The organism is Moraxella nasicaprae (assembly GCF_025643275.1).
Classification (GTDB): domain Bacteria; phylum Pseudomonadota; class Gammaproteobacteria; order Pseudomonadales; family Moraxellaceae; genus Moraxella; species Moraxella nasicaprae.
This window is the reverse complement of sequence record NZ_CP089977.1, coordinates 980,747-1,006,633: the sequence shown is the minus strand read 5'-3', so window position 1 is coordinate 1,006,633 and position 25,887 is coordinate 980,747. Positions and strand designations below refer to the sequence as shown.

Below are 25,887 nucleotides of genomic sequence, written 5' to 3'. Positions count from 1 at the left end.
GCTAGGCTTGCCATGAGTATTTCATTTGTCGTATATGTTTTAATCATGCCTTATTTTAACCAAATCAAGAGATGAATCATGACCGATTTTAACCCACCTTTGTGGCTAAAAAATCCACATTTACAAACCATTTTGCCAAAATTTTTGGTCAAGCACACGCCTGATTATCACAGGGTTTTGGTGAAAGATTCGCTCAACCAAAGTGATGTGGCGTTTGATTATTTGCTGACCGATGATACCAAGTGTGATGATGGTCGGTATGGCAAGCCTTTGGTGGTGTTGTTTCATGGCATGGAGGGGTCAAGCCAAAGTCATTATGCCAAAACTTTGGCAAAGGCGGTGCAGGCTGCTGGCTTGCATTTTGTGGTGGCTCACTTTCGTTCCTGCGGTGGTGTGGCGGTGGCTGGCGAGGTGTTTTATAATGCTGGCGATACGGCAGAATTACATCATTATTTGAGTTTATTATCCAAAGAGTTTGACTCTATTTTTGCCATCGGAGTATCGCTGGGCGGGAATGCTTTGGCAAAATACATGGGCGAATACGGCACAGATGCCATAGCACAGCGTGCGGTGGTGGTCTCAGCCCCTGTGGATTTGGCAAGTGCATCGGTGGCGATGGAGCGATTGCTGGGTAAGCATATTTATACTCCGTATTTACTTAATCCCATCATCAAAAAAGCATTGGACAACCGTTTGACCCCTGATGAAATCATTGCCCTAAAACAAGCCAAACGAATGGGCGATTTTGATAATGTATTCACCGCACCCAGACACGGTTTTCGCTCAAAAAATGATTATTATCGTCAAGCATCAGCCTTGCCATATTTGGCAAATGTTGTTAAGCCTACCTTGATTATTACCGCCAAAGATGACCCATTTTTGGGCGTGACTGCCGAAGCTGGCGATGTCTCGTCATCGGTTGAGCTGTTAGACACTCGCTATGGCGGTCATATTGGTTTTGTTGATTATGATTATCAAGCACGTCAGTTTGAGCTTGGTTTTGTGGCTGACCGTGCTTTGGCATTTTTTGGGCAATGATGACCTAAGAGGATAAGATGCGAATGTTATTTTTGGCAGGCGTGATATGTCTGTTTGAATTATGCACTTTTGTGGTTTTTAAAGGCTTGGGCTGGCTGACCTCCCCAGTGCTTGATGCACAGGCTCAACGCTGGTTGATGATTGGCGGGTTTGTGATTAGTCATCTGTTTTTGGCGGGATTGTTGTTTGGAGCATTTCGCCTGACGATGGGCTATTTGGCGGTGCTGTGGATTGGGGTGCTTGCCATCGTGTTTACCTGCTTGCTGGCTTTTTTGGTCAATCAACTTAGCATCAATCTTGGGCATGGTTTGCGTGCGATTGGGGTGCTTAGCTTCATGGGGCTTTTGGGCTACTCGGTGTTTAATGCCTATATGCCAACCACTCGTCATTTGACAGTCAGACTGGATAAGCCAATGTCAGATAGTGTTCGTCTGGCGGTGGCAAGTGATTTGCATTTGGGGGCGTTGTTTGGCAATCGTGAGCTTGATTTATTGTCAGACATTTTGCGTCGTGAGCAGGTGGATTTATTGCTCATGCCTGGCGACATCATGGACGATGATACATTGGCATTTGAAGCCAAAAAGATGCAGCCACATTTTGCCAAACTGGTGTCTGCAACCACCAATGGAGCGGTGGTCAGTTTGGGCAATCATGATTTGTATCAGACGCAGGCTTACCAAAGTATCATCAATGCCATCACTGCCAGCGGTGCAATCTTACTTGATGATAAAACCATGCTGATGTCTGTGCATAAAAACGGTCAAGAGATTCCCATCAGTTTGGTGGGTCGTTTTGATGACCATCACACACAGCGATTGACAACCCAAGCGTTGATGGCAAGCGTCAATACCGATTATCCTGTCATTTTGCTGGATCATCGTCCTAGCCAGATTGATGAAAATAGCCGATTGCCCATCGATTTGCAGGTATCAGGACACACGCATAATGGGCAAGTATTCCCTGCCAACTTTATTATCAAGGCACTCAATCGTGTTGGCTATGGGCATGATGTCATCAATGGTATGGCGGTGGTGGTGTCGTCTGGCTACGGATTTTGGGGTGTGCCGTTGCGGCTTGGGTCTCGCTCTGAGGTTTGGATTATTGATGTGGTGGGACGCTCTGATGTCTCATTGCCAAATGATAAAGCCCCAAGATAGGGGCTTTATTGTATTTATTGTAAACCAAGCACATCTTTCATGTCATAAAGACCTGCTGGCTGATTGGCAACCCAAATCGCCGCTCGCACCGCTCCTGTGGCAAAAGTGGCACGACTTTGGGCTTTGTGGGTGATTTCGATGATTTCACCGTCCATGATAAATTCAACCGTATGCTCACCAATAATCTCACCACCACGCAAAGCGTGCATGCCAATTTGGCCCAGTTCACGCTTGGCACTGCCTTGTCTGCCATGCACCAGCACATTGTTTAGCTGCTGACCACGACTTTCTGCCACTGCACGAGCCATCATCAGTGCCGTGCCAGAGGGGGCGTCGATTTTGTGCTTGTGGTGATGTTCGATGATTTCAACATCAGCATTTAGCCCCAGCACACGAGCGGTGGTTGCCAGCAGATTGAGTGATAAATTGACCCCAGTTGAGTAGTTGCCTGCATAGACAATGGCAATGTGCTGAGCGGCATTTTTAAGCTTGGCTTCTTGTTCTGCATTTAAGCCAGTCACGCCCATCACCAGTGGTACTTTATGCTCGATACATTGTGCCAAGACTTCATCTAGGGCTTCTGGCAAGCTAAAATCAATCAGCACGCCCAAATTTTGTGCCGACAAGGTAGAAAGTGCCACACCCGTGCGACCAGCACCGATGAATTCGCCAGCATCTGCCCCAATCAAGCTAGAAATACTGCGAACATACGCCCCAGCCAATGTGGCGTTTGGGTGATTCAAAGTTGCTTGAATCAACATTCTGCCCATGCGACCTGATGCACCCATGATGCCGATATTAAGATTGCTCATCGTGTATCCTTGATAGATTGGTTCAAATAAGTATCAGTTGAAATGATTTTGATTATAGCAGAGCTGGCTAAGTTTTTCATCGCTATTTGCGAATAAAAGTTTGTTTTTTTATCCAAAAAAAGTCATCCCAAAGCATCACTTTGGGACGATGAGCAGTTGGTTTACCAAGTATAACCTAAGCGAATGCTTGCCTGCGTGTGTTTGTCAATTTCATCGCCATGATGTTGTTCTAGCTGGGCTTTAAGACCAAAAGCCCCTTGTTGTATCTGCACGCCAATATTGGCATATTGACCATCACCAAAGCGTTGTTCAAACTGATGACCATTGACCGTAACAACGCCTTTACCTTGATACTGCTGATAACCAACCCCAATGCTTGGCGTGATGGTCCATGCACCGTGTTTGATGTCGGTTTGGATTTGTACATCGCCACCGGTTTGGTTGATGCTGGTGTTATCAAGCGTGATGTTTGCTCCGTTTAATTGATAATTTGCCCCATCAAGCTGATGATGTCTGACATAGACGCTTGGTACGACGATGATTTTACTGCCAAATTGATGGTTGATGCCCAGACCGATGTTGGCAAAATTGCGTTTGCCATCGATGTTTTCCACCATGGTTTTGGTGCGACCAACGCCAACATCAATCATGACAGCAGTATCTTGCCACTGGTATTTGGCAAAAATGCTGGCAAGCGTGCTACGATGTTCAGCGTGCATCGCATCGGCAAGTTTTGCTTGGCTGTCTTGTGTGGCAACAACCACACCATAGCGTAGCTGGTCTGTCTGTCCACTAAGACCGATTTGCTGACCGTGAGATGTGCGTTCAAAGGGTCGGTATAGCTCGCTTTGATGTGTGCTTTGGCTGTGGTCAGCGTGCAGCCAGATATTACTCAAATCGCCACGCAAGGTTTGGCTAAGGTGGTGCCCCATCTGCAAAACACCATAAGCGTGTGATGACAAATCTGACAAAGCGGCATTGGTATAACGACTGATGAGCTGTGCTTGTTTTTGTTGAGCAAGTTTTGCCAAACGCTCTTGTTCAAGTTGAGCAAGTTTTGCTTTTTCAGCTTCTTCGGCTAGGCGTTTTTCTTCTTCAAGTTTGGCTAAGCGTTCAGCTTCCAAACGCTCACGCTCAGCCTGTTCAGCTTTGGCTTTTTCTTCTGCAAGTCGTTTTTCTTCGGCTTTTTGACGAGCAAGTTCAGCTTGTTTGGCTTCTTCGGCTTCTTTGGCAAGTTTTTCAGCCTCTTCACGAGCCAGCTGTTCTTGACGAGCTTTTTCTTCGGCTTCCAAACGCTCTTGTTCAAGTTGAGCAAGTTTTGCTTTTTCAGCTTCTTCTGCCAAGCGTTTTTCTTCTTCAAGTTTGGCTAAACGCTCTGCTTCTAGTCGTTCTTGTTTGGCTTTTTGTCTTGCCAATTCTTCTTGACGAGCTTTCTCTTCTGCCAAACGCTTTTCCTCAGCTTCTTTGGCAAGTCTTTCTGCTTCTAAGCGTTTTTCTTCTTCAATCTTAGCTAAGCGTTCAGCTTCTTCACGAGCGAGTTGTTCTTGACGAGATTTTTCTTCGGCTTCTAAACGCTCTTGTTCAAGTTGAGCCAATCTTGCTTTTTCAGCTTCTTCTGCTAGGCGTTTTTCTTCTTCAAGTTTGACTAAGCGTTCGGCTTCTAAACGCTCTTGCTCAGCTTTTTGACGAGCAAGTTCAGCTTCTTTTTCAGCCTCTTCACGAGCAAGTTGTTCTTGATGAGTCTTTTCTTCCGCTAAGCGTTTTTCCTCAGCTTCTTTGGCAAATCTTTCAGCTTCTAAACGCTCTTTTTCAAGCTGAGCAAGTCTTGCTTTTTCGGCTTCTTTGGCAAGTCGTTCAGCTTCCAAACGCTCACGCTCAGCTTGTTCGGCTTTGGCTTTTTCTTCTGCCAAACGCTTTTCCTCAGCTTCTTTGGCAAGTCGTTCAGCTTCCAAACGCTCTTGTTTAAGTTGAGCCAGTCTTGCTTTTTCAGCCTCTTCTGCTAAGCGTTTTTCTTCTTCAAGTTTGGCTAGGCGTTCAGCTTCTAGTCGTTCTTGCTCTGCTTTTTGTTTTGCTAATGCTTCTTGCTGAGCTTTTTCTTCGGCTTCTTGACGAGCTTTTTCTTCTGCCAAGCGTTTTTCTTCTTCAAGTTTGGCTAATCGTTCGGCTTCTTCACGAGCAAGTTGCTCCTGACGAGCTTTTTCCTCAGCTTCTTTGGCAAGTCTTTCTGCTTCTAGACGCTCTTTTTCAAGTTGAGCCAATCTTGCTTTTTCAGCTTCTTCCGCTAAGCGTTTTTCTTCGGCTTCTTTGGCTAAACGCTCTGCTTCTAGGCGTTTTTCTTCCGCTAAGCGTTTTTCCTCAGCTTCTTTGGCAAGTCGTTCGGCTTCCAAATGCTCACGCTCGGCTTGTTCAGCTTTGGCTTTTTCTTCTGCTAAGCGTTTTTCCTCAGCCTCTTTAGCCAAACGCTCTGCTTCTAAACGTTCTTGTTCGGCTTTTTGTCTTGCCAATTCTTCTTGACGAGCTTTTTCCTCAGCTTCTTTGGCAAGTCTTTCTGCTTCTAGACGCTCTTTTTCAAGTTGAGCCAATCTTGCTTTTTCAGCTTCTTCCGCTAAGCGTTTTTCTTCGGCTTCTTTGGCTAAACGCTCTGCTTCTAGTCGTTCCTGCTCAGCTTTTTGCTTTGCCAATTCTTCTTGACGGGCTTTCTCTTCAGCTAGACGCTTTTCTTCTGCTTCTTTGGCAAGTTTTTCAGCTTCTAAACGCTCTTTTTCAAGCTGGACAAGTTTTTCCGCCTCTAAACGCTCTTGTTCAAGTTGAGCAAGCCTTGCTTTTTCAGCTTCTTCTGCTAAACGCTTTTCTTCTTCAAGTTTGGCTAAGCGTTCGGCTTCGAGTCGTTCTTGCTCAGCCTTTTGTTTTGCTAATACTTCTTGCTGAGCTTTTTCTTCTGCTTCTTTGGCAAGTCTTTCAGCTTCCAAACGCTCATGCTCGGCTTGTTCAGCTTTGGCTTTTTCTTCCGCTAGGCGTTTTTCTTCGGCTTCTTTGGCTAAACGCTCCGCTTCTAGTCGTTCTTGCTCTGCTTTTTGACGAGCAAGTTCGGCTTGTTTGGCTTCTTCTGCCAAACGCTTTTCTTCTTCAATCTTAGCTAAGCGTTCAGCTTCTTCACGAGCAAGTCGTTCAGCTTCCAAACGCTCACGCTCGGCTTGTTCAGCTTTGGCTTTTTCTTCTGCCAAGCGTTTTTCTTCAGCCTCTTTAGCTAAACGCTCTGCTTCTAAGCGTTTTTCTTCTTCAATCTTAGTTAGGCGTTCGGCTTCTAGGCGTTCTTGTTCGGCTTGTTTGTCCAGTTCTGGATTATACAAATAAAATGCCTGTGCATCATTGCCTAGTGTGTAGCGATACGCTCCCAAATCCACCGTGCCACTTGCCAGCACGATGTTTGGATTATCTTGCTCGCCTTTGGTTTCAATGAGTATCAGCTTGCTGTCTGGGACGGCAGGTTCTACGCCATCATTCTCGATATGTAGCGTATGTGTTCCTGCGGTTTTTCCATGAACGACTATCTTGTCGCCTGCTAAATTTTTGATGTTGGTGCGATAGTGAATCTGGCTTTTGCCAGTCAGGTCGCCCAGCACGGTCAAGGTATTAAAATGACCATTTTGACCAAGTTTGATGATGGCATCATTGAGCGTTAGCTTGCCAACGGTGCTGCTTTGGCTCATTTGCCATAAACTTTGATTCAGTGTCAGCTGTGTGTCAGCTGCCCCAGATGCCACCCCTGTCCAGTCGCTGCCTAACAAGGTCGCTTTGGCGTGATGGTTGAGTGTGACATCGCCTGATAAAGTGGTGCGAACTTGGTGGTCTTGGTTGTCGGTGGGTGTCAGGGCTTGGCATTCGATTAAGCCATGATAATCCGAACGCACGCACAGCTTATCCTGAGAATCTGGCATAAAACCAATGTCAAAGTTTGCCTCATCTTGACCGACAAGATTGGCGGTGATGGTGCTGGCTCCTCGTGCTGATTTGACGGTAGCGTCATGACGAGCGGTGATGGTATTGGCGGTGTATTGGGCATCTAGCCAAGTGTTTTGATTGGGGTCAAAATCGCTTTGGCTAAGATGGTCAAAGGCTCTGGGCGTGGGTCTGCCTGCCAAAATCAGCGTGCCACGATTGGCGGTCAGCTCATTGACAAAACTGCCACCCGTCAGTAGCCATTTGGCGTCATGATGTGTTGGGTCAAAGACGACATTGAGCTTGCCTGCTTGTTGTTGGTCGCCTAATTGACCAGCAAAGGCGGTCGCAACACCCTGACTGTTTAGTAGGGCTGTTTTGGCTTGCTCAGCTTCTTCGGTGGTCTTGCCTAGATTGATGTAGTTGGCAGCATTGGCTCCTGATTGGCGGTCAAGATGGGCATTGCCAATGACGGCATAATGCCCCTGTGCATCTTTGCCAAACACAAAATCACGAGACGACCGCCAGACAAGGGTAGAGTCTGCTTGGGCGTTGTTATTGACGATTTTTGCACCACGATCCACATTGTGTAGATAATTGGTGGTGATGGATTGACCATTCAAATCCAGTGTACCGCCTAGATGCCCAAAACGAAAATCTTCATTTTTGACCTGCTGATTACGATTTATTATCACTTGACCACGACCGCTGACCAGCTCGACATATTTGGCAGCTTGTCCATCTTTATCCAGCACGACCGTACCATCGCCCACGCTGATACCGCCCAAGTTATCGCCTTGTCCGCTGATGGTGAGTGTGCCACCGCCCAGTTTGGCTAGGTATTCATCTGTTTGCCCCAGCTGGCTGTACACCGTGATTTTTTCTTTGATGCCAACTTGATAATCAACCTGACTGCCATCGCCCACATAGATACCACCGCCTGTGTGTGTTGTGCCATCGCCTGTGATGGTTAATGTGGTGGGCGTGCCTGCCGTACCGACATAGATTGAACCACTTTTTTGGTCGATGTCGGTCGCCAGCGTCAAAGTGCCATCGGTATCGATGTACAAGTCTTTGTGTTTTTCGAGCAATGTTTCATCATTAAGCAGGGTGTTTTCTGCTGCTTGTTGCCAGACCAAATCATCACTTTGGGGAGCGGCAACGGCATCTTGATAATCGGTTAATTGCTTAAAGTAAGGGTCAAATAAAGTGTATTGGTCGCTGTAAGCATTGAGGCGATTTTGGCGTTCGTCGCCTGTCGCCCCACCATTGCCACTTTGGACAAAACCAATCAACTCCCATTGCTGTGTCAGCTTATTAAAGCCATAAAATCCACTGCCGCTATCGCCAGGCTGTATCGCAGCCGCCAGCGGTAAGCGTACACCGTCTGGTGTGACGATAGGCGTGTTTTGTTCGTCATAAAATTGGCGATAATCGGTGTCTTCGCCCACCAAATAAAAGGACACATTGCCAGCGTCTGTGTTGTTTTTACTGCCGTTGATGGCGATTTGTGATTTTAGGGCAGGGGACATGCCTGCGGTCAAAAATTCGTGAACGAAAGTATTTTCGCCTAAGTCAGTGCGATGTGGATACACGCCATTGAACGAGATGGGGTCGCCTGTGCTTGGATCGACCTGTTCTAGCACACCAGAACCCACATGGACAAAAGCACTATAATTTTCGACTTTAAATTCGCTTAAATCATTCAAAGTGGGTGTTGGTGCGGTTTCGGTAACCAGCTTATGTAGGCGTGGTAGGGCAAGGTCATAGACATAGTTTGCTCCATACCATGACCAAAAGTCATTGTTTGGGTCATTGGAAGTGGCTTCATCTTCGGTTTTGATGATTTTGCGGGTGTTAAATCCCCTAGGATAGCGTCCTGCGTGTGAGCCGTGTACATTGAGGTCTTTTTCTAAATCATTGCGTTTGACGACAAAATAATGATTCTTTGGGGCGTGATGGCTGTCATTTGCCCCAAAACTTAGCCCATCATAGACCAGTTGTAGATTGCGAGCATTGGTAGAGGTACGGTCTTTGGCAAACTGTTGATGGTCTTGCCCCAGCAGGACATAGGTGGGATTGTGTTGCACGGTGCCAGTCAGCTGTGGGGAAATGAGTGTAACCACGCCTGATTTGGCGTTAGCGGCACTAAAATCAGGTACAGGCACACCTGCTGGCAATAAAGTGCCAATGATGTCGCCATTTTTGTTGCGAATGACGATGTCGGTTGCCCCAGCGACAAATTCGCCCTTATTTTCGGCAAAATCACGATAGGTTTGTAAATCGATGTCCTGACGAATGCTTGATGCGTGCGATAGACTGCTGGCAACAGCACTGGCGATGGCGGTGGCAAGAAGGGTGCGTTTGATTTTCATAAGAATCCATTCCAGAATCTGACCAAATAAAAGAAAACGAAATTTTCGCTATTATTCAATAAAAGAGGGGTAAAAGCAAGATGATGTCGTTGCAAAAATTCACTTTTTTGTTAAGTTTGAGCAACAATCAAACAAAAAGCCCCCAGCTGCTGCTAAGGGCTTAATGAGGTGTGCTGACAGACTTAGTCAAATAAGTCCTTGACATCATCTTTGATTTTGTCAAAGAATCCTTTTTTCTTGCCAATTTGGCTATTTTCGTCGCCTAAGGTTGCTTGGAATTTTTCAAGCAACTCTTTTTGTTCGTTGGTCAAGTTGGTCGGTGTTTGCACGATGACACGACAAATCAAATCGCCCTGCATTCGTCCACGCACGGTGGTAACGCCTTTGCCACGCACACGCAGCAGTTTGCCACTTTGTGTGCCTTCGGCGATTTTTAGATTGATTTTGCCGTCCAGCGTTGGGATTTCGATATCATCACCAAGAGCGGCACTGGCGATAGAGATGGGCACATCGATGTGCAAATCTGCCCCATTTCTGGTATAGATGGCGTGCGGTTTGACATGAATCTCGACATACAAATCGCCATTTGGCATGCCATTTTCGCCTGCTTCACCTTTGCCAGCCAGTCGCACACGGTCGCCATTGTCCACACCAGCAGGGATAGAGACTTGCAATGTTTGCTGTTTTTGTTGTTTGCCTTCGCCATGGCAATCAGGGCAAGGATTTTTGATTTGTTTGCCGCTGCCTTGACATACAGGGCAGGTTTGTTGCATCACAAAGAAACCTTGCTGCATATGCACCTGTCCACAACCTTGACAATGGCTACAAGTGACGATGTCGCCAGCAGATTTTGCCCCTTTGCCATCACAGGTATCACAGCTGACAGCACTGCTAAAACTGATTTCTTTTTTACAGCCAGCCACCGCTTCTTCTAGCGTCAAGCTGACTTGGTATAGCAGGTCTGCCCCTTTGCTGGCACGGCGACCACGACCGCCAAAACCACCGCCGCCACCAAAGGCTTGACCGAATAAGTCGCCAAAAATATCTTGGAAACTGCCACCGCCAAAGCCTTCAAAACCACCAAAACCACCGCCACCAAAGCCGCCATTATTCATACTTTGTTCAAAGGCTGCATGCCCCATGCGGTCATAAGCGGCTCGTTTTTCGGCATCAGACAGCACCTCGTATGCCATGCTGGCTTCTTTGAATTTTTCTTCGGCAGCAGGGTCGTCTGGGTTGCGGTCTGGGTGATATTTCATTGCCAGCTTGCGGTAGGCTTTTTTGATTTCTTTTTCGTCAGCCGAGCGTTCCACGCCCAAAACACTATAAAAATCTTTGCTCATTGCTTAGTTTCTCGTCAATTTGTCAAAATCTTGCCTGTTTATGGAGTTTTTTGCCAATTTATCAAGCCAAAGACGGATAAAAAGTGTGGATTTGGGTAAAAAATTTTCTAAAAAACCAAGCAGGATTGTCGCCAAGATTGCTATTGTTTCATGTGAAACATCAATTTTGCCCAAAAAAACCGCCAAGCAAGTTTGGCGGTCGGTTGGAGTGGTTTATTATAAACCCAAAAATTCATAAAAGGACTTGCCAGTAAAATCACCCATAAACAACTCGCCTTTATCGCTATAAATGGCTGGTGTGGCATAGATGCCCAAGGCTTGGGTTTGCAAAAATGTCTGGTCAATGACTGGTGACTGGCAGCTGGTGTCTTTGTCAAAAATGCCTTTCATGCCAGCACTGAGTAGAGTGGCTCGCTTGGCGTTGTCAGTTTCACACCACAGTTTACGCATTGGTTTGGCGGATTCATCATAGACAGGATAGCCGATGGCTTTGATGGTGATGCCTTTTTGGTTGAATTCGTGGATTTTTTCGTGAAACATTCGGCAATAAGGGCAATGAATGTCGGTTGCCACATAGACCACCGCTCGCTCCTTGCCAATGGCTGGATAGATTGCTAAGGCAGCCTCTGGCAGAGCGTGCAAAACATGGCGATTTTTGGCAATCTCAAAGGCTTCGTCATTGGCAGAAAATTGCCCATCATGAAGTACGCCAATATCGCCACTGGCTAGATATTTGGCATCTTTGCTGACCAAAAATGGCACACCGCCTTTGCCAGACACACCCCAAAGCAGACTGGGTAAGTTGGTATGGAAAAATGCTGAATGCTCATTCATGTTTGGCAAGGCACTCATATTGGCAAGCAAGGCTTTTTTGTATGCTGCCGATACTGGTGTGCCAGCAGGCTGGTCTGCCATCACGGCAGGATTGATGGGCGTGATGGGGCTGGGATTGGCTTCTAGCGAACCTGCCACCAGATAGCGTAAGTCATCACTGATGAGAATCTGCCCGCCATTGCCCAGCTTAATGGTGCTAATCCCCGACAGTGGACTGTCTTGCGTGCCAAGCACAGGGGCGTTTAGTCCTGCTTGATTTAGGGTTTGTTGGATTGTTTGGGTATCAATGCCTGCCTGACTGCCAATCGAACAAAAGGTTAAACAGCTTGCCAGTGCTAATTTGTAGTATTGTTTAATAGTCATATTGTATTTTCTTAGTTAAAATTGTGCAATTTCATCAGCGGTCAAAAAGCGACATTCGCCCATTTCTAGCCCATCAAGTGTGATTGTCCCAATGCTGGCACGGTGTAGCTCGATGACTTTGTTGCCAAAATATGCCATCATGCGTTTGACTTGATGGTATTTGCCTTCGGTCAAAATTAAGACAGCGTGTGTCTCGTCCACGAAGGACAGTGTGGCGGGACGGGTTTTTTCGGTTTCGCCTTCTAATAAGATGCCATTGGCGACTTGTTTGATGGCGTGTGCTTGGGCGGCTTCGTCCATTGGGTCGGCAAGGGTCAGCTCATAGCGTTTTGGTTGATGGCGTTTTGGGCTGGTCACACGGTGTAGCCAAGAGCCGTCATCAGACAGTAGCAACGCTCCTGTGGTGTCCACATCAAGCCGTCCTGCGATACGAATGCTTGCCACTTCTGGCACGGCAATCAAATCAGTGACGATGGGGTACTCTTTGGCTTTTAGGGTGCATTCAAAACCATCAGGTTTATACAGTAAAATATAGCGATTACCCTCAGCAACAGACAAAGGTTCGCCCGCCCATAGCACTTCATCATTGGCGATGTCGATGTGATGACTGCTGTCTTTGACAACGATGTCATTGACGGTGATTTCGCCTGCGTGCAGGACTTTTTTGGCATCTTTGCGAGACAGCTCGGTGGCTTTGCTTAAAAATTTATCTAAACGCATAGTTTTTTGGTCAAAATTGGACTTCAATGTAAAAATATGCTTAGTGTAGCACATTTTGTTTGGTACAATTTGACTTGGCTGTATAAGATTGTAAAAATTTATCCCATTTTACCAACAATTACCCAAAAACCACTTGGAGACTGTTTGTGAGCTATCAAACCCTTGCCGCACCTTGTCAAGCCATCTACGACATCAAAAAGAGTCAGTTTTTGGCGTTTGCTTATCCCATTGATGATAGGGAGCAGGCGATGGCTTGTGTGATGCAGCTAAAAGAGCAATACCCAGATGCTCGCCACCATTGCTATGGTTATGTGATTGGCAATCCGCACAACACCACCAGTGCAGGGTTTGATGATGACGGCGAGCCGAATGGCACGGCAGGCAGACCGATTTTGAATGTGTTGCAGCACAAAGGCATTGGTAATGTCATCATCGTCGTGGTTCGGTATTTTGGCGGTATTAAGCTTGGTGCTGGTGGCTTGACTCGTGCGTACGGTACAGCAGCACAGCTTGCGGTAGAGCAGATGGTGCTAGTGCCGTTCGTGGCTCGTTGTCAGGTGACTGTACAGACAACTTTTGCTCACGAAGCCCAAATCCGCTATCTGGTGTCAGCCGTAGATGGGCAGATTGTGACGGTAGATTATGCCAATCAGGTGCAGATGAGCGTGCAGATGGATTTGGCAAAACGGTCAGCATTCATCGAAAGTTTGGGCGTGTTTGGGCAGGTTTTGGACGAGGAGGGCTGTTAATTCGCCTGATAAAATGGCAAAAAACCACAAACTTTCGCTTGTGGTTTTTTTTGGAGCATTCATGCTAACTATCCATAAGGTATTTCCATATCGCAGCCAGTCTATCCTTAGTTGGCAAGTCATTTGCCGTTGTTCCGTTGCTGCTTGGGTGTATTATGCCAAATGCACCTTGTTCGATAAAGTGGCAAAATTCGTCAAATCTTGTACGAAATTTCTTACAAATCCGTATTTGTACAAAAAATAATCACTTGAATGAGCATTTATTGACTTGCTTATTATTATACTATATTATTACGAATTTTTACAAAATAGCAATTTTATAACATTATTTTAACAAAAAATAGCCATTGTAAGGATTTCCCATGACCATAGCCAAACTGACCACCTTGACGCTTTCGATGAGCGTGGTTTTTGCGATGAATGCTGCCACAGCTGATGATACTGGGCACGATGATGACGAGGTTGATTTGGGTGTGCAGACCATCACAATCTCTTCGGCAGTGCCAAATCAAGCCAATCTTTTGGGCAAACGCCAAAACATCTCTGACCAAACCATCAAAGCCAAAGAGCTAAAACAACGCCCAACCACACTGGGCGATGCCTTAGATGGCGAGCTAGGCATTTATTCTAATCAGTTTGGTGGCGGTGCATCAGCTCCTATTATTCGTGGACAAGAGGGCAAACGCATTACCATTTTGCAAAACAATGCTGATGTCATTGATATGGCACATTTATCGCCAGACCACGCTGTGATGGTGGATACCGTGCTTGCCAATCGTGCTGAGGTCGTGCGTGGAGCAAGTACCTTGTTGTATAAATCAGGTAATTTGGCGGGAGCGGTTAATATTATTGACAATAAAATCCCAACTGCTTTGCCGCAAAAACGCACCGAACTAGAAGCAGGTGTCCGCTATAACACAGGCAATAATGAAAAACTTTTGACAGGTGGCGTTACGGTACAAATGGGTTCAAATTTGGTATGGCGAGCAGAGGGTTTGCACAAAACTTCTGACGATTATAAAACACCAAATTATACCAAACAGGATTTTGAAAACTGGGAAACTTTAAATCGTTATACCAAAGCACCAGAACGCTTAGCCGCCCTAGAAAAAGAATGGACGGCACTTAAAGAGGGTGTGGCGTTGTCTTGGCGTGATAAAACCTATTTCATCAAAGATGAGGAAGGTTATCTAAAACAAAAAGCGATTTTGGATAAGGATTTGGCAGGGGCAAAATATCAGCAGCTTGACCGCTTGCCAGAAAGTTGGGCGGACTCTAAGGCGGGTAGTATCGGTTTGTCTTGGGTTGGCAATCAGGGATATATTGGCATTGCCGCCAGCGAGCGAAAGGATAAATATGGCTTGCCTGCACACAATCATCTGTATGAGGGTTGTGGTGTGATTACCACGCACGACAGTTTGCGAGACAAGCCTTATTTGGCAAGATACCCACAACTATTGGACGAGGCGGACATCAATTATATCAATCCACGCCCTGACTGTGCCACACATGCCCACGAGAATTTCAACCACTCGCACGGCGTGCATAGACAGCACGACCATGCCACACCGCCTTATGTGGATTTAACCACTCGCCGTTATGATTTACGCACCGAGTGGGATAATCCGCTGCCTTTTGTGAGCAAGGTGCGAGGCAATATCGGCTATGTGGATTATCAACATGACGAAAAAGAAGGCGATATTATTAATACCTCATTCATTAACAAGGGCAAAGTAGCACGACTTGAATTGACCCATACGCTCAGCGACCGCCTAAAAGCTTTGTGGGGTGTACAATATATTGAGCAGGATAATCAAGGATTATCACCACAAACTGAGTGGCGAAAACTGCCACTATTAACCCAAAATAATCTAAAAAATCAAAGCCTGTTTGCAATGGGGCAATACGATACAGGCAAAGTTCAGGTAGAGCTTGCCAGCCGTATCGAAAAACAAAAGGTTTCAATGGATTATGATTTGGATTATATCGAGGAGGTAACTCGCCGTCGTCATACTCGCTTAACGCCAGAGCGACTAGAAGAGGTCATCGCCTACGGCAAAGAGGCAGCCAAGCCACACAAAAAAACTGCCCATTCTTATGCACTGGGCGTGCATTGGAAATTTTTGCCTAATTATAAATTGTCCTTAAATATTGGCAAGCAAGAAAGACTGCCTAATAGCCAAGAGCTTTATACGCACGGTATGCACCTTGCTACCAACTCATTTGAGGTGGGCAATCGCCATCTCACCAAAGAAAAAGCCAATAATTATGAGTTGGGCTTGGCGTATCAAGGCGATAAGCTGGATTATAAACTGTCTGGCTATTTGTATGATTTTGATAATTATATCTACTTGCATACCATCAATGAATATCTAGGCACTGCCAAAGTTGCCCACCCTTATCATTTGCGTATCAATCGCTATGACCAGAGTCCTGCTAGATTTTATGGCTTTGAGGGTAAAATTGGCTATCAATTTAATGACACCTATTATGGGTCGATTTTTGGCGATTATATTGATGGCAAGTTGCACGATTTACCACCGATTATCAGCAAATATGAAGCACCAAGTTTTTGGAGCAATGGTGTAACTGAGTACACCAAACCTGATGACCGTCATACGCCACGCTTGCCGCCAATGCGATTGGGTGCGAACATCAAAGCCAACTTTAATGAGCGTTGGTCGGGCAATGTGGAATATGTCAAAACCTTTGAACAAACCAAAACTTCTAATTTTGAAAGCCCAACCAAAGGACATCATTTGCTAAATCTTGGTGTGGATTATCAAACCACGCTAGGCTTGGGCGATTATTCGGTGTTCTTTAAGGCGAATAATTTGCTAAATCAGCAGGTATATGCCCACGAAACCTACCTGCCATACATTCCACAAATGGGCAGAAATTTTAGTTTGGGCGTGAACTTTAAATATTAGGTTCTGGTTCAAAAAAGTATGCTACAAAGAAAACCGTTCGTAGTGAGCTTGTCGAACCGTCACGGTTTTCCCACCCGCAGACAAGCTTAATGGCGAACGAAAAAACCAGTTTGGCATACTGTTTAGACCACCACCAAATATCAATATCCACCCAAAAAAACACCCAGCGATGGGTGTTTTTTTATTGTTGGTGTATTGGGTTATCATGTCTGCTAAGATGGATAAGCAGTACAATCACGACATTATTATAATGTAATATTGTAACAATAATGTATCAATGTTATAATATACTTTTTTCTTGTTCAGGGATTGTTAAAGATGATGAAATACAATGCGTTAAGCCTTGCGATTATTGGGCTTCTTGGCAGTGTCATGGCGTATGCTGATGATACGAGCGATGATGAGAGCGTGGATTTGGGGGCGGTGGTCGTTACCGTTAAAAAAGAGGGTCAGACCGCCACAGGCTTTACCGCCAATCAAAAAGCCTCTGACACCAGCGTTGCCAAAACAGTCTTGCAGCAGCGTTCATCGACGCTGGGCAATGCGTTGGCAGGCGAGCTGGGTGTGCATAGCAATCCATTTGGCGGTGGTGCGTCTGCTCCTGTGGTGCGTGGGCAAGAGGGTGTGCGAGTTAAGATTTTGAACAACAATTTGGCGGTGGCAGATATGTCTAATATCAGCCCTGACCATGCTGTTGCGGTCGATACGCTACTTGCCAGTCGAGTGGAGCTGGTGCGTGGGGCGAGTACGCTGATGCACGCCAATGCCTCGCCTGCTGGGGTCATCAATGTCATCGATGGGCGAGTGCCGTCCGACATGCCAGACGGTGTTACAGGCGAGACCTTATTGCGATTTAATACAGGTAGTGATGAAAAACTTGCCACTGCCAGCGTGACTGTGCCGATAGACAACAAGATGGTCTTGCGTGCCGAAGTGCTACACCGAGACGCCAACCCGTATAATGTCCCTGCCATCAAATTTGATGAAACGCTACTTAATCATCTGCCAGATTCTCAAAACAACACCAAAGTTGGCACGATTGGATTGTCTTACATCGGTCAAAAGGGCTATTTTGGCATTGCACACAGCCATCGCCGTGAAAATTATGGGCTGGTGGGGCATAATCACAAATTTGATGATTGTGCCGCCCATGTACAAGACACCGATAAAGCCAGATTGGGCTGGGGTCGTCATTATCTGACCATCTATCCGCATTTGATGGACGATAAAGACATGATTGATTCGCTGCATTTTCATTGCCCTAGCGATTTGACCTCTGACCCAGAGCATGACCATGAGCATGTGTATGGGCATAAACATGACCTAAGCCATGCAGGGCCTACTTTGACGATGAAATCTGCCAGCACCACCATACAAGGCGAGTTAAATCAGCCATTGTCTTGGCTGGATAAAGTTCGTCTAAACTTGGGGGTAAGTGATTATAAGCACATCGAAATGGACGAGGGCAAGATTTATTTTAGTGGTCGTAGGGAGATGTTTGGTCGGGGCGAGCCTGTTTATTTTGGTAATGATGCCTATCTTGGCAAGCTAAGTTTTCATCATCAAGCTGGCGATAGATTTGGGCTGATTTGGGGTGTTGATTATCAACGCAATCGCACGCACGCTTTGACACCCAGTATCAAGGAAAAATCAGACAATCGCCGTTCTTTGGTCGATAATACCCAAAAATCGCTGGGAGCATTTGTCCTAACCAGCACCAAGCTGGGCGATGTCACGCTAGAAACAGGCTATCGCTATGAAGATACAAAAATCCCTGTGCGTTATGATTTGAACGAGATTGACCATACCTTAAAAAGTTTTGGCAGACGCATTCGCCAAGAGTATCCTGATTTAACGCCTTATAAAAATCACGCTCAATCCTATGCTATCACAACTTTGTGGGACATCAGCCCCAAACTTCGCCTAGACACCACCTACTCGCACAACGAACGCATTCCAAGCCCAATGGAGCTGTATTATCATGGCAAACATCTGGCGACCAACTCCTTTATGTTTGGCAACAAAAATCTATCCAAAGAAAAATCAGACAACCTAGAATTTGGAGCGACTTTCAAGGGTGAGCAGTGGAGCATCAAAGGCAGCGTGTATGGCAATAACTTTGATAATTTTATTCACCCAGAAAATCTGTACAAACTGGGCAACTTAGCAATGAGACGCTATACTCAGTCCAAAGCCAAGATTCGTGGAGCGGAGCTTGAAATTGGCTATCAAATCAGCCCAAATTATAAAGTGGCGGTGTTTGGCGATAAAGTGCGTGGTCGTTTGTATGGATTTGAGCCGATTTTTGTGGGTAATATCTATGGCAAGCCAGAGCTGGTCGGTTATGAAGACCCAGAGGATTGCGGGTGGAGCAGAACTCACCCTGACTATGAAGAGGAATGTGCCATCTATAAACGCCCCATCATCGGGCAAGAGACCATCGCACGCCCTGACCGTCATGCCCCACGCTTATCGCCTGACCGCATCGGTTTTCGTGTGAATGGCGAGCATGGCAATCTCTCATCATCGCTAGAATACACTCATGTGCGTGGACAAAAACGCACCTCGCAATCGGTTGCCAGCAAATATGACAGCGAATGCCCTTATCATGATGCAGGACGAGACAAGCTATGCCCCATCTATATTCAAGAAGATGCCACTGCTGGCTACAATCTTCTTAATGTGGGGCTAGATTATCGCAAATCCTTTGGTAGTCTGGATACCACATGGTCAATTCGTGCCAATAATTTGCTTAATGAAAAAATCTATGTGCATAATTCGTTTTTGCCTTTTGTGCCGCAGCAGGGGCGAAATTATGGTTTATCTATCAATTTAAAATATTGATGATAAAAAAACCGCTTGTCATCTTAACAAGCGGTTTTTTTGGTAAAATCGTCAGTTATTTGGCTTGACTGCGTAGATATTGTGTCAAAAGTGCCACAGGACGACCTGTTGAGGTTTTGTCCTTACCGCTAATCCAAGCTGTGCCAGCGATGTCCAAGTGAGCCCATGCCTGACCTTCTTTGATGAAGCGTTGCAAGAAGCAGGCTGCGGTGATAGAACCGCCCTTAGGGCCACCGATGTTTTGAATGTCTGCGATGTTTGAGTTAATCAGTTCATCATAGGCGGCATCAAGCGGCATGTGCCATGCTAGGTCATTGATGAATTCGCCAGCATTTTCTAAGGCAAATAGAGTGTCTTCATCATTGCTGTATAGACCTGAGCGGTGTGAGCCTAGTGCAACAACACAAGCCCCTGTCAAGGTTGCCACATCAATGATGGCTTTTGGGGTATAGTTTTCTTGGACATAGCATAGAGCATCGCACAATACCAGACGACCCTCAGCATCGGTGTTTAGCACTTCTACGGTCAGACCGTTCATCGCTGTCACGATGTCGCTTGGACGCACTGAGCTGCCCGATGGCATATTTTCAGCACAAGCAAGCACCGCCACGATGTCCAGTTCCAAGCCAGCGGTTGCTGCTGCACGCATTGCACCCAGCACGGCCGCTGCACCACCCATGTCAAACTTCATCTCTTCCATGCCTGCTGATGGCTTGATGGAAATGCCACCACTGTCAAAAGTCAAGCCTTTGCCAACTAGGGCGATAGGGTTGTCCAGTTTGGCTTTTTTGCCTTTGCCTGATTTGCCATAGTATTCGATGACGGCAAGTTTGCCTTCTTGGTCAGAGCCTTGTGACACAGATAAGAAGCAGCCCATGCCCAATTTTTCCATGTCTTTTTCGCCAAGCACGGTCACATCAATGCTATCGGCAAAGTCTTTGCCAAGTTGTTTGGCGGCTTTGGCAAGCTGGCTTGGAGTCAGAATGTTTGGTGCTTCATTGGCGACATCTTTGGCTTGTACAATACCGCTGTCAGTAGCGATGGCAAAAGCAAGAGCGGCATCGTAGTCTTGCTGTTCGTCTTTATTGGAGATGATGGTGATGTTGGTGATGGCATCAGCGTCTTTTGGCTTAGCTTTATGGCGTTCAAAACGATACGCACCGTCCAATAGTGCGATGACAAACTGCGTGAAGTGTCTTTGGCAGATGGTGTCGCCCCACAAGATGGCGGCAGATTTGTTATTTTTGATGGCTTGATAAGTGGCTTTGGCGACTTTGGCGATGTTGTCAGCCAGTTTGTTTAGACTGCCTGTACCGATGATGGTCACTGCTGGAAAGTCGGTGGCGTGTAGGGCGTAGTCAGTCACGGTTTCGCCCAAGCCGCCTTTAAAATTGGCTTGTTTAATCAACGCACCAGCACGGTCGATGTACTCAGCGTGTTCAAGATTGCCCAAAATTTCACCTTTGTCGGTGGCGAACAGAACAATCAAAGGTAGTGGATTGGTTTTGCTGGCTTTTTTGAGTGTCAGCTTGGCTTGTACTGCCAAAGCGATGTTTGATGTCGGCATAAAAATTCCTTAATAAAGTTGCCTTGTTGTGAAAAATCTTGATTAGTGTAGCACAAAAGCGGTGGATTGAACATTTGAAAAAATGATTTTTCTCATCGGTTTTGGCGATAATTTTTGTATCATCTGGCAACAAAATAAAATGGGTCTTTGTCTTAAAAAAACACCACTTTTTTGGTATGATAATCTGTTTTAGTGCTTGCCATAGAGATGAAGCTGTGATTTTACGCCGATACATGACCAGTCAAGTTGCGATGACCACCGCCTTAGTATTAGGGTTTTTGGTGGTGATGTTGCTTGGTGGGCGATTGATTCGCTATTTTGGTATGGCGGCAGAGGGAGGTCTTGATGTGAGCGTGCTGTTTACGCTGATTGGTTATAATCTGCCCTATTTTTTGGAGCTGATTTTACCGCTGTCGTTTTTTATTGGCTTGATGCTGGTGCTTGGCAGAATGTATTCGGACCATGAGATGGCAGTCATCAATGGTGCAGGCATCAGTCGTGGCAGATTGGCAAGACTGCTTGCACCGCTCATACTGCTACTCATGCTGTTTGAGGCGTGGACAACTTTGATTGCCAAGCCTTGGGGCATGGAGAGGGCGACCAACATCTGGCAAGAGCAATCGGTGACAAAGATTTTTGAGATGATTCGTCCAAAAGAATTCATCAGTAGTGGCGATTATCATCTGTATGTGGGGCAAGTGGGTGCAAATCGAGAATCACTCAATGAGGTCATTGTCATTCAGACGAATGTCAAGCCAGACACTGACGCCGCCATTCACAACCAAGTGGCAATCGACCAGCAGGATTTGCAAAAAATCCCCGAAAAATTCATCAGCAGTCAAGATACCTTGATTTTTGCCAAATCAGCCACGCAGGTGGATACCAATGATGGGACGATTGCCTTAGATTTGCATCAAGGTCGTCGCTATGAAGTCAATCCGATGAGCAAGAAATACAGTCAGATTGGCTTTGAACGCTATCGTATCACGCTGTCAGCCGCCCAAAAAAGTGAAGAACGCTCAATGCGTATTGAGGGCGTGAGTACCGCTCAGCTGTTTGAGGTGCTGTCTGGCAACGCCAAGCGAGATAATGTCAATGAAGTATTGGCGGAGATTGGTTATCGGTTTAGTTTACCGTGGTTGATTATTTTGGCGGTGATGCTGGCTGTGCCGTTGTCTTATGTGCGTCCACGACAGGGCAGGTGGCTAAAACTGATTCCAGCGATTTTTATTTTTGTGGCAAATGTGTTGGTGCTCATTTCCCTCAAAGAAAGCATCACCAAAGGCAAATTGTCCATCTGGACTTATCCTGTGGCAGTCGTATCATTGCTGGCGTTTGCCTTGTATCTAAATTATCATCAAACTATTGTGGCACGATTACGCCTAAAACGCCATAGCGAGCAATCATCATGAAGTCGTATATTTTACCCAGATATGTCATTCGCTCGGCACTACTGGCGATGCTGGGTGCAGTGGTTGGCTTATGGCTGCTACAAATGATTTTTGCTTATTTGGCAGAGCTTGAAAATATCAATGATAGCTATACTTTGGGCGATGCGTTGTGGTTTATTTTCTATCGTTCCCCGTATTTTTTGGTGCAGTTTATCCCAACAGGTGCATTATTGGGTGCGGTCATTGGCTTAGGATTGCTTGCCAATAATAGCGAGCTGGTCATCATGCGTGCAGCTGGCATCAGCTTGTATCGCATCATCGGTTGGGCGATGTTGCCAGCCTTGTTATTCGTTGCCATTTCATTGGGGGTGAATCAGTTTGCCTTACCCATCGCCAATCAGTATGCTCACGCCATTAAGTCGGATACCGCCAAAAATCGTCTGGTTACCATCAATGGTTATTGGTCGGTTACTGATGAGGAGACTGGCAAAAAAATCACTTACATCAATTATGCTGACAGCGATGGTAAATTGGGACAAATCAAGCAATATCAGCTTTTGGACAGCAACTTGACGCACGCCATACAAGCAGGCAAGGGCATTTATCAGCCAGACAATCAGCAAGATGGACGCTATGTGTGGCAATTATCTGACATTGATGAGATTGCCATCAATGCACAAGGCGTGCAAAAAAATCATACCGTTAGTCGTTCTTTGACTTTGCCAATCGCACCAAATGATGTACATCTTTTGACCAAAGAGCCAGAGGATTTGTCCCTGACGGATTTGTATGCACATGGCAAATTGATGAAACATCAAGAATCTCGTTCCATTCGTCATGAATTGGCATTTTGGCAAAAATTACTCTCGCCATTTGCCGTATTGTCGTTGGTGCTGGTGGCGTCATCTTTTGTGTTTGGGTCGCTGCGTTCTCAGGGTCTGGGCATTCGTGTGGTGTTGGCACTATTGACGGGACTGTTGTTTAGTTATCTGACCGATTTGACAGGATTTGTCGCACTTGCCACAGGGTTTTCGCCTTTGGTGATGGCGATTTTGCCAATCATCATCAGTTTGCTGGCGGGTGTTTATTTACTTGAAAAGAAATCCAAATAAAAAAGCGGGCAATAAGCTCGCTTTTTTGTGGGTCATTCGTGCAGGGCGGGTGTTTGGTCGGTGTGGGCTTCTTTAATCAGTAGTTTTGCCATCAGCAGCCCAAATTCGAACAACAGCACCATCGGCACAGCAAGCATCACCATGCTCGCTCCATCAGGAGGCGTGACGATGGCGGCAATGGCAAAGCAGCCAACAATGATATAGCGGCGTTTGGCGGCCAGACTTTGCACGCTGACCAATCGCATGATGACCAAAATGAGTGTGGCAACAGGGATTTCAAACATCACGCCAAAGACCAAAAATAGCTTCACCACAAAACTTAAATAACTGTCAATGTCGGTCATTGGCAAAACATTGTCAGGAGAGAACATCACAAAAAATTTGAGGGCAGGGACAAGCACCACAAAGTAGGCGAACGCCACACCAACATAGAACAGGACGATGGCGGAGAGCAAAAGTGGCAAGGCAATCTTTTTTTCGTGTTTGTATAAGCCAGGTGCGACAAAGCCCCAAATTTGAGCCAAAATAAACGGCACGGATACAAATAATGCCACAAAAAAAGTCAGCTTAATCGGTGCTAAAAATCCTGAGGTAACATCGGTGGCGATGATACTGGCTTCACTGGGTAGTAGTGCAACCAAAGGATTGGATATGTAGTCATAAAGCTGCCTACTAAACCCAACCAACGCCAAAAATACCGCAATGACGGCAATAAAGATGCGAATCAGTCGGCTGCGTAATTCCACAAAATGCGACATCAAAGGCATGTCTTGTTCGTGCTGTGCGGTCATGATGAACTCTGATGTAATAAGGGGTCAGCGACATAATTTGGCATGAATGGAGCAGACGGCAGACGGCGTTTTTTGTCGTAATCGCCAAGCAAAAACCAGCGATTGACCAACGGTATGTTCAAGGCATTCTCAGTTGCAGCTTGCTGGTGAAAGTCCTGATGATGTTGCGTGGTATCATCGGCAGATTCAGCAATGAGTTGCCAAGCACTCTTTTCTTCTTTATTGCCAGATTCATCAAGCCAGACGCTGTCTTGTAGCTGTTTTTGGGTCTGATTGAGTGACTGCTGTAATTGAGTCATTTGTGCTTTCATCGCTGACTCAGATTCTTTGATTTTGGCAAGTTCTACTTTGAGCTGTTCTTGGGCTTCTAGTAGCTGCAACTCGCTGGTAATTTCAGATTGCAGGCGAGTGCTGGCACGGCGAAACATACCGTACCATTTGCCAATGGTGCGAGCAGCGATGGGCAGTTTTTCAGGGCCAAGTACGACTAAGGCGATGATGCCAAATAGCGCCAGTTCAAAAAAACCAAGATTCATCACGGTGTCTGTCGCTTTGAAAAAATTAGGTGTTATCTTTGTTGATTTCTACTTTTTCGGCAACAATCACTTTGGGTTGATTGTCCAGCGTTTTGGTGTCGCCATTTTCGCCATCTTTGACGGCATCTTTAAAGCCTTTGACCGCTTGACCTAAGTCTTTGCCAGCGTTGCGTAGTTTGCTTGTGCCAAACACAACCACAACCACCACCAACAAAATCAGCCAATGTGTGATAGAAAATGTACCCATAAAAACTCCTTAAAATCGTGTCATCATTGATGTTATCTCATCATAGCACATTTATCCATTGCTGGGAATTTGTCGTCCAGATTTTTCGATGAATTTGGTAAATTTGGACGATAAGTTGAGATAATTTGTCTATTTTTCTGACGATTCGGGTCAATCATTGGGTGCGACTGTTTTTTTCGTCAATACCGCTAATCCCGACACGACGAGCCAGCTCATCAATGACATCAAACACTGACAAATCTAATGCTGACAACGCCACCATCTGATGAAACCAAGTGTCCGCCACTTCATAGACAAAATCATGTTGTTTTTGTGCCAAATCCTTGCCATTGGTTGCTTTGATTAGCTGCAATTCTTTGGCAGCGATGATGGATTCGACCGCTTCCTCGCCCACTTTTTCTAAGATTTTGTTGATGCCTTTGTGATATAGGCTTGCCACATAGGAGGTGTCTTTGTCGGCAGTTTTTCGTTCTTGCAGTGTTTGGTGAAGTGTGGTCAATACGCTGACCATTGCATGATGGTTTGATTTGGCGACTTGGTTGTCTGCTGTGTAGATTTGGGCAGGGTCTTTGATGACCGCCTGATTGATTTGCCATTGCCCATCATCGTCAAGTCTTTGATAAAAACAGGACTGACGACCTGTATGACAAGCGATGCCACCAAGCTGAGTGATGGATAAGATGACCGTGTCGCCATCGCAATCGGTAAAAATATCATGCACAAGCTGAGTATGTCCAGAGCTTTCCCCTTTGTGCCACAGTTTGCCACGAGAACGAGAAAAATAAACCGCCGTGCCTGTTTGTTTGGTCAATAATAAGGCTTCACGATTTTGCCAAGCCATCATCAAAATCTGTCCTGTTTGATGGTCTTGGGCAATGGTCGGCACTAAGCCGTCTGCGTTAAATTTGATGGCATCAAGCCAATGTTGGTTGGTGGTGTTGGACATCGTCATGATATTTAGTTTTGCAATTAAATCATCAGAAAAAAATACAAGAAAACAGCCTGATTCTCTTGTGTTTGGTCGTTGCAAGCATTTCAAGTGTGGCTTGCTTGGTTGTTTAGCTACTTTATCACAATTTGGGCATAATTGCACAAAATAATGACACATTGGACATGGTTGGATTGATGCTAAGATGACG

Annotated in this window: 17 protein-coding genes; 7 read left to right on the top strand and 10 right to left on the bottom strand. The window is 45.9% G+C overall.

What is annotated here, in order from left to right; translation table 11 throughout:
• The first annotated feature begins 78 nt into the window (after positions 1-78).
• Both LU297_RS04700 and LU297_RS04695 read left to right on the top strand, forming a co-directional pair.
• Positions 79-1,038 carry a YheT family hydrolase gene (locus LU297_RS04700; protein ID WP_263077252.1) on the top strand — a complete coding sequence of 320 codons (960 nt, stop codon included), beginning with the start codon at positions 79-81 and terminating at the stop codon, positions 1,036-1,038.
• A gap of 17 nt (positions 1,039-1,055) precedes the next feature.
• The gene (locus LU297_RS04695) at positions 1,056-2,195 is read left to right on the top strand and encodes a metallophosphoesterase (RefSeq protein ID WP_263077251.1); all 1,140 of its coding nucleotides are present in this window, start codon (positions 1,056-1,058) and stop codon (positions 2,193-2,195) included.
• A 14-nt stretch (positions 2,196-2,209) separates the two neighbouring features.
• Here the strand turns inward: LU297_RS04695 and dapB are convergent, their stop codons facing one another.
• The 5 genes from dapB to LU297_RS04670 all read right to left on the bottom strand — a co-directional run bounded on the left by dapB (position 2,210) and on the right by LU297_RS04670 (position 12,581).
• Positions 2,210-3,007 (bottom strand): 4-hydroxy-tetrahydrodipicolinate reductase, encoded by a 798-nt coding sequence (gene dapB, locus LU297_RS04690; RefSeq protein ID WP_263077250.1) that lies wholly within the window; start codon positions 3,005-3,007, stop codon positions 2,210-2,212.
• Positions 3,008-3,168: 161 nt separating this feature from the next.
• Positions 3,169-9,321, bottom strand: a complete 6,153-nt coding sequence (locus tag LU297_RS04685; protein ID WP_263077249.1) for a S6 family peptidase — start codon at positions 9,319-9,321, stop codon at positions 3,169-3,171.
• Between the two features lie 182 nt (positions 9,322-9,503).
• Entirely contained in the window at positions 9,504-10,664 is a 1,161-nt protein-coding gene (gene dnaJ / locus LU297_RS04680; RefSeq protein WP_263077248.1) for a molecular chaperone DnaJ, read from the bottom strand.
• A 216-nt stretch (positions 10,665-10,880) separates the two neighbouring features.
• Positions 10,881-11,861: a thioredoxin fold domain-containing protein gene (locus LU297_RS04675; RefSeq protein WP_263077247.1), complete on the bottom strand. Its 981-nt coding sequence runs from the start codon at positions 11,859-11,861 to the stop codon at positions 10,881-10,883.
• A gap of 15 nt (positions 11,862-11,876) precedes the next feature.
• Complete coding sequence (locus LU297_RS04670; protein WP_263077246.1) at positions 11,877-12,581, bottom strand: pseudouridine synthase; 705 nt, start codon at positions 12,579-12,581, stop codon at positions 11,877-11,879.
• Positions 12,582-12,727: 146 nt separating this feature from the next.
• Between LU297_RS04670 and LU297_RS04665 the strand changes: the two genes are divergently transcribed.
• The 3 genes from LU297_RS04665 to LU297_RS04655 all read left to right on the top strand — a co-directional run bounded on the left by LU297_RS04665 (position 12,728) and on the right by LU297_RS04655 (position 19,104).
• Positions 12,728-13,330 carry a YigZ family protein gene (locus LU297_RS04665; protein ID WP_263077245.1) on the top strand — a complete coding sequence of 201 codons (603 nt, stop codon included), beginning with the start codon at positions 12,728-12,730 and terminating at the stop codon, positions 13,328-13,330.
• 362 nt (positions 13,331-13,692) lie between these two features.
• On the top strand, positions 13,693-16,260 hold the full coding sequence (locus LU297_RS04660) for a TonB-dependent receptor (protein WP_263077244.1): 2,568 nt from the start codon (positions 13,693-13,695) through the stop codon (positions 16,258-16,260).
• Between the two features lie 318 nt (positions 16,261-16,578).
• Complete coding sequence (locus tag LU297_RS04655) at positions 16,579-19,104, top strand: TonB-dependent receptor (protein ID WP_263077243.1); 2,526 nt, start codon at positions 16,579-16,581, stop codon at positions 19,102-19,104.
• Positions 19,105-19,159: 55 nt separating this feature from the next.
• On the opposite strand, the gene LU297_RS04650 is transcribed toward LU297_RS04655, so the two are convergent.
• Complete coding sequence (locus LU297_RS04650; RefSeq protein WP_263077242.1) at positions 19,160-20,671, bottom strand: leucyl aminopeptidase; 1,512 nt, start codon at positions 20,669-20,671, stop codon at positions 19,160-19,162.
• Between the two features lie 176 nt (positions 20,672-20,847).
• Between LU297_RS04650 and lptF the strand changes: the two genes are divergently transcribed.
• Together lptF and lptG are read left to right on the top strand one after the other, a co-directional pair.
• Complete coding sequence (lptF, locus tag LU297_RS04645) at positions 20,848-22,083, top strand: LPS export ABC transporter permease LptF (protein ID WP_263077241.1); 1,236 nt, start codon at positions 20,848-20,850, stop codon at positions 22,081-22,083.
• Positions 22,080-23,174, top strand: a complete 1,095-nt coding sequence (gene lptG / locus LU297_RS04640) for an LPS export ABC transporter permease LptG (protein ID WP_263077240.1) — start codon at positions 22,080-22,082, stop codon at positions 23,172-23,174. The genes lptF and lptG overlap by 4 nt, the downstream gene beginning before the upstream one ends.
• Positions 23,175-23,206: 32 nt before the next feature.
• Here the strand turns inward: lptG and tatC are convergent, their stop codons facing one another.
• The 4 genes from tatC to hisIE form a co-directional block, all read right to left on the bottom strand.
• Positions 23,207-23,965 (bottom strand): twin-arginine translocase subunit TatC, encoded by a 759-nt coding sequence (gene tatC / locus LU297_RS04635; protein WP_263077239.1) that lies wholly within the window; start codon positions 23,963-23,965, stop codon positions 23,207-23,209.
• A complete protein-coding gene (gene tatB, locus LU297_RS04630; RefSeq protein WP_263077238.1) occupies positions 23,962-24,501 on the bottom strand; it encodes a Sec-independent protein translocase protein TatB in 540 nt (179 codons plus the stop codon). The genes tatC and tatB overlap by 4 nt, the downstream gene beginning before the upstream one ends.
• A gap of 25 nt (positions 24,502-24,526) precedes the next feature.
• On the bottom strand, positions 24,527-24,748 hold the full coding sequence (gene tatA, locus LU297_RS04625) for a Sec-independent protein translocase subunit TatA (RefSeq protein WP_263077237.1): 222 nt from the start codon (positions 24,746-24,748) through the stop codon (positions 24,527-24,529).
• A gap of 154 nt (positions 24,749-24,902) precedes the next feature.
• The gene (gene hisIE / locus LU297_RS04620) at positions 24,903-25,700 is read right to left on the bottom strand and encodes a bifunctional phosphoribosyl-AMP cyclohydrolase/phosphoribosyl-ATP diphosphatase HisIE (RefSeq protein WP_432806270.1); all 798 of its coding nucleotides are present in this window, start codon (positions 25,698-25,700) and stop codon (positions 24,903-24,905) included.
• Between the last annotated feature and the right edge of the window lie 187 nt (positions 25,701-25,887).